The sequence below is a fragment of the Aeromicrobium sp. PFPM2_SD2 genome (assembly GCF_057364525.1).
This window is the reverse complement of record NZ_JBNFNZ010000172.1, coordinates 1-4,798: the sequence shown is the minus strand read 5'-3', so window position 1 is coordinate 4,798 and position 4,798 is coordinate 1. Positions and strand designations below refer to the sequence as shown.

Genomic DNA, 4,798 nt, shown 5'->3' with positions numbered 1-4,798 from the left:
CCGCGTCGGCGGGCTTGGGCGCGGCGTCGAGCCGCAGCAGGCGGGTGACCATGGCGGTGACCTGGGCCTTGTCGGCCCGGCCGCTGCCGGTGACGGCGGCCTTGACCTCGCTGGGGGTGTGCAGGTGCACCGGGATGCCGCGGCGGGCGGCGCAGACCATCGCGATCGCGCTGGCCTGGGCGGTGCCCATGACGGTGCTGACGTTGTTCTGGCTGAACACGCGCTCGACCGCGACGACGTCGGGGCGGTGCTCGGCGATCGCGGCGTCCAGGCCCTGCTCGAGCTGCACGAGGCGTCGCGCGACGTCCAGCTCGGCGGGCGTGCGCACGACCCCCACGTGGACCATGGTGAGCGTCCGGCCGACCGAGCCGTCGACGACGCCCACGCCGCAGCGGGTCAGGCCCGGGTCGACCCCGAGCACCCTCACGACGACTCCTCCTGCGAACGCATGTTCGACACCCTAGCCGAGCCGTCGGACGCGTTTGTGCAGACTCGCCGGGGCGTCAGCCCGTCCGGTCCGCGCTGAGCGTGACGTTGTGCACGCGACACGCCGGCCAAGGCGTGCACAACGTCACGCTCAGCGCGGAGGGGAGGTCGCGGCGCCGGGGGTAGGTCGCCGCGCGCGATCGCGTCGCCGAGCCCGAGCATCCGCGCCGCCGAGGCGCTCCAGCCGTGGACACTCTCGACGTGCGCGAGACGGCCGTCGCGCCAGGCCTCGATCGGCCACCCCGCGATCCGCAGCACGCGCAGCACCATCGCCACGGGCAGGACCAGCAGCAGGAGCACCAGCTCGAGGGCCACGACCGCGCCGACGAGCAGCCACGGCAGCGCGACGACCACGACGAGGACGAGCAGGAACAGGGCCAGCGCGAGCAAGATGCCGTCGGCCGCGCTCGTCGCGTCCAGGGCGACGTCGCCGGCGACCTCCGGGTCGCGCCGCCGCAGACGCCACGGCAGCCAGCGGCGCTTCACGCGCCACTGGCTGCCGTCGGGTGCGGTGACCTCCACCGAGGACGTCAGACCTGGGCCATGACCTCGTCGGAGGCGTCGAAGTTGGCGTAGACGTTCTGGACGTCGTCGCAGTCCTCGAGCGCGTCGACGAGCTTGAGCACCTTGGTCGCGCCGTCGACGTCGACCTCGACCTGGACGCTCGGGACGAACGAGGCGTCGGCCGAGTCGTAGTCGAGGCCGGCCTCCTGCAGGGCGGTGCGCACGGCGACCAGGTCGGTCGCCTCGCTGACGACCTCGAACGCGTCACCGAGGTCGTTGACCTCCTCGGCGCCGGCGTCGAGCACGGCCATGAGGATGTCGTCCTCGTTCGTGCGCCCGGACTCCTGCTCGGCCGGGACGATGATGACGCCCTTGCGGTTGAACAGGTAGGAGACCGAGCCGGGGTCAGCCATGGTGCCGCCGTTGCGCGTCATGGCGGTGCGGACCTCCATGGCGGCGCGGTTCTTGTTGTCGGTGAGGCACTCGATGAGCAGCGCGACGCCGTTCGGGCCGTAGCCCTCGTACATGATCGTCGTGTAGTCGACGCCGGCGCCGTCGAGGCCACCGCCGCGCTTGACCGCGCGGTCGATGTTGTCGTTGGGGACCGACGACTTCTTCGCCTTCTGGATGGCGTCGTAGAGGGTCGGGTTGCCCGTGGGGTCGGGACCGCCCGTGCGCGCCGCGACCTCGATGTTCTTGATCAGCTTCGCGAACATCTTGCCGCGCTTGGCGTCGATCGCGGCCTTCTTGTGCTTGGTCGTCGCCCACTTGGAGTGGCCTGACATGCGCTGTCCTTCCCTACGACGTGGTGACGAGGTCGACGAAGTACCGGTGCATCCGGTCGTCGTGCCCGACCTCGGGGTGGAACGACGTGGCCACGAGGGACCCCTGCCGCACCGCCACGATTCTAGTGTCCGACTCCCCCGGCGCGGGATCGCCCACGGCGACCGTGGCCAGCACGTCGACCTGGGGACCGGCCGTCTCCACCCACGGGGCGCGGATGAACACGCCGTGCAGGGACGTGTCGAACCCCTTGACGTCCACCGGGCCCTCGAACGAGTCGACCTGGCGGCCGAAGGCGTTGCGCCGGACGGTCACGTCCAGCCCGCCGAACGTCTCCTGGTCGTCGGTGCCGTCGACCACGCGGTCGGCGAGCATGATCATGCCCGCGCAGGTGCCGAACGCCGGCATGCCGTCGCGCAGGCGCTCGACGATCGGGTCGAACAGCTCGAACGTGCGGGCCAGCTTGAACATCGTCGTGGACTCGCCGCCGGGCAGGACGAGCGCGTCGCACTCGGCCAGCTCGGCCGGACGACGCACGCGGATCGAGCGGACGCCGAGGCGCTCCAGGGCGTCCACGTGCTCGCGGACGTCACCCTGGAGCGCCAGGACGCCGATGGTGGTCGTGCTCGTCACCAGCCGCGCTCGGCGAGCCGGTGCGGCTCCGGGACGTCCTCGACGTTGATGCCGACCATGGCCTCGCCCAGGCCGCGCGAGACCTTGGCGATGACGTCGGGGTCGTCGTGGAACGTGGTCGCCTTGACGATCGCCTCGGCGCGCTGCGCGGGGTTGCCGGACTTGAAGATGCCCGAGCCGACGAAGACGCCCTCGGCGCCGAGCTGCATCATCATCGCGGCGTCGGCCGGGGTGGCGATGCCGCCGGCGGTGAACAGCACCACCGGGAGCTTGCCCTTCTCGGCGACCTCCTTGACCAGCTCGTACGGCGCCTGGAGCTCCTTGGCCGCGACGAACAGCTCGTCCTCGGGCAGGCTCTGCAGGCGACGGATCTGCTGGCGGATCTGGCGCATGTGCGTGGTGGCGTTGGAGACGTCGCCGGTGCCGGCCTCGCCCTTGGAGCGGATCATGGCCGCGCCCTCGGTGATGCGGCGCAGGGCCTCGCCCAGGTTGGTCGCACCGCACACGAACGGGACGGTGAAGGCCCACTTGTCGATGTGGTTGCTGTAGTCGGCCGGGGTCAGGACCTCGGACTCGTCGATGTAGTCGACGCCGAGGCTCTGCAGCACCTGCGCCTCGACGAAGTGGCCGATGCGGGCCTTGGCCATCACGGGGATGGAGACGGCCTCGATGATGCCGTCGATGAGGTCGGGGTCGCTCATGCGCGCGACGCCGCCCTGGGCGCGGATGTCGGCCGGGACGCGCTCGAGCGCCATGACGGCGACCGCGCCGGCGTCCTCGGCGATCTTCGCCTGCTCGGCGTCGACGACGTCCATGATGACGCCGCCCTTGAGCATCTCGGCCATGCCGCGCTTGACGCGCGCCGACCCGACGGCGGTCTCTTCGTTGCTCACTGCTACTCCCAAGGCTCGGACGGAACGTCTCCACTCTACCGCCGCGCTCCACCCGTCCAGCCGCCGTATCCGGGGAGCGGGACCCATGTTGAGAACGATTCTCATTCCCGTGTAGCGTGCCGCCCATGACTCTGACACCCCTGCGAAGGCTCGCCGTCCTGGCGGCGTCCGCCCTCACCCTCACCGCCTGCGGCGAGGACTCCTCGTCCCGCGCCGACGCCGAGCCGTCCGACCGCGAGACGATCGAGGTCACCCGCCACCTGCCGCGCGTCGTCGTGGCCACCGAGACCGGCATCACGACCATGGACGCGTCCACCGGCACGGTGCTCGGCGAGGAGGAGCTGCGCGGCTTCAAGCGGCTCTCCCCCGTCGGCGACGGCCGTCACCTCGGCGTCACGATCGGCGACGGCTTCACGCTGTTCGACACCGGCCTGATCGAGAAGGCCCACGGCGACCACAGCCACCTGTACGAGACCGACCCCTCCCTGACGGACGTCGAGTACGCGGCGCCCGAGCCCGGTCACCTGGTCCACCACCACGGCGTCGCCGCGATGTTCTCCGACGGCGAGGGCACCGCCCAGGTCGTGCCGGTCGAGGACGTCGCCGCCGGTGCCGAGGGCCGGACGGTCGCGGCGGACGCGCCGCACCACGGCGTCGCCGTTCCGCTGGCCGAGGGCCAGCTGCTCATCACCGAGGGCACCGCCGACGCGCGCCGCACCGTGCGCGTCGTCGACGCCGAGGACAAGGAGGTCGCGCGCACCGACACCTGCGTGGGCGTCCACGGGGAGGCCGTGGCCGCGCCGCAGGGCGGTGCCGAGACGGTCGTCATGGGCTGCGAGAACGGGCCCGAGGTCTACCGGGACGGGATCTTCACCAAGGTCGAGATCGAGGAGGACTACGCGCGCACCGGCAACCTGGCCGGCAGCGAGGAGTCGCCGATCGTCCTGGCCGACTACAAGACCGACCCGGACGCCGAGCACGAGCGTCCCGAGCAGGTCGCGCTCATCGACACCCGGGACAACACGCTGACGAAGGTGCCGCTGGAGGCGAGCTACTGGTTCCGCTCGCTGGCTCGCGGCCCCGAGGGCGAGGGCCTGGTGCTCACCACGGACGGCAACCTGACCGTCATCGACGAGGAGTCGGGCCGCGTCACCGCGCAGATCCCGGTGATCGAGGAGTGGACCGAGGCCGACGAGTGGCAGCAGCCCGGCCCGCTTCTGAAGGTCGCCGGCGACCGCGCGTACGTCAGCGAGCCGGCCGCCGGCAAGGTCCACGTCGTGGACCTGCGCGACCAGCAGGTCACCACGAGCCTGGACGCGCCCGAGGGCGTCATCGAGATGGAGGTCGTCTCCGGCGCCGCCTGAGCACTAGCCGGCGAGGCGGCCGAGCAGGTCGGCCTCGTCGGCGCGGGACAGACCGGCACGCCGCGGACGCTCGAGTCCGCGGCGTGCCTCGTCGTCCAGGACGTCGGCCAGCGTCTGCTCGAGCGGACGGGGCCG

Annotated in this window: 6 protein-coding genes; 1 reads left to right on the top strand and 5 read right to left on the bottom strand. The window is 71.8% G+C overall.

Going from position 1 to position 4,798, the window contains the following annotated elements:
- From AC2W7G_RS09290 to pdxS, 5 genes are all read right to left on the bottom strand, one after another.
- On the bottom strand, window positions 1–427 hold a 427-nt coding region (locus tag AC2W7G_RS09290), incomplete at its 3' end, for a crossover junction endodeoxyribonuclease RuvC (RefSeq protein ID WP_485868184.1).
- Window positions 424–1,008, bottom strand: coding sequence for a hypothetical protein (locus AC2W7G_RS09285; protein WP_485868183.1), 585 nt, complete (start codon window positions 1,006–1,008; stop codon window positions 424–426). The genes AC2W7G_RS09290 and AC2W7G_RS09285, both read right to left, overlap by 4 nt.
- Before the next feature lie 8 nt (window positions 1,009–1,016).
- On the bottom strand, window positions 1,017–1,775 hold the full coding sequence (locus tag AC2W7G_RS09280; RefSeq protein WP_485868182.1) for a YebC/PmpR family DNA-binding transcriptional regulator: 759 nt from the start codon (window positions 1,773–1,775) through the stop codon (window positions 1,017–1,019).
- A gap of 13 nt (window positions 1,776–1,788) precedes the next feature.
- Window positions 1,789–2,406, bottom strand: coding sequence for a pyridoxal 5'-phosphate synthase glutaminase subunit PdxT (pdxT, locus tag AC2W7G_RS09275; RefSeq protein WP_485868181.1), 618 nt, complete (start codon window positions 2,404–2,406; stop codon window positions 1,789–1,791).
- Window positions 2,403–3,299, bottom strand: a complete 897-nt coding sequence (gene pdxS / locus AC2W7G_RS09270; RefSeq protein WP_485868180.1) for a pyridoxal 5'-phosphate synthase lyase subunit PdxS — start codon at window positions 3,297–3,299, stop codon at window positions 2,403–2,405. The genes pdxT and pdxS overlap by 4 nt, the downstream gene beginning before the upstream one ends.
- Before the next feature lie 125 nt (window positions 3,300–3,424).
- Here pdxS and AC2W7G_RS09265 point away from each other — a divergent pair, with 125 nt between their 5' ends.
- Window positions 3,425–4,663: a hypothetical protein gene (locus AC2W7G_RS09265; RefSeq protein ID WP_485868179.1), complete on the top strand. Its 1,239-nt coding sequence runs from the start codon at window positions 3,425–3,427 to the stop codon at window positions 4,661–4,663.
- Window positions 4,664–4,798 lie beyond the last annotated feature (135 nt).

Coding starts and splice junctions, on each gene's coding strand:
- AC2W7G_RS09280 (WP_485868182.1), bottom strand. CDS start 1,775: ATGTCAGGCCACTCCAAGTGGGCGACGACCAAGCACAAGAAGGCCGCG.
- AC2W7G_RS09265 (WP_485868179.1), top strand. CDS start 3,425: ATGACTCTGACACCCCTGCGAAGGCTCGCCGTCCTGGCGGCGTCCGCC.